At 69.2% G+C, this 201-nt stretch carries 1 protein-coding gene; it reads right to left on the reverse strand.

What is annotated here, in order from left to right; all coding sequences use genetic code 11:
- Positions 1 to 201 (reverse strand): hypothetical protein (locus GEAM_RS00040; RefSeq protein ID WP_034786601.1); only part of this gene is annotated, 201 nt, incomplete at both ends.

Consider the following 201-nt stretch of genomic DNA (forward strand, 5'->3'; position numbering starts at 1 on the left):
AACTATGAGCATCGCGCCCGGCCATCAGCGCGACGGCAACGCCCACCACCAGCAGTAACAGCGCCAGCCCAACCCAGCGCACTAAGTGGTGGCGCTCTTCTGGGACGTGGTCGCCCTGATCCATCGGCGGCGGCGACATGCTGTTGCGCAGGCGCGGTAGCAGCCAGAGCAGCAGCGGCGCGCCGACCAGCGCGGTGGCTG

Source organism: Ewingella americana ATCC 33852 (assembly GCF_000735345.1).
GTDB classification, from domain to species: domain Bacteria; phylum Pseudomonadota; class Gammaproteobacteria; order Enterobacterales; family Enterobacteriaceae; genus Ewingella; species Ewingella americana.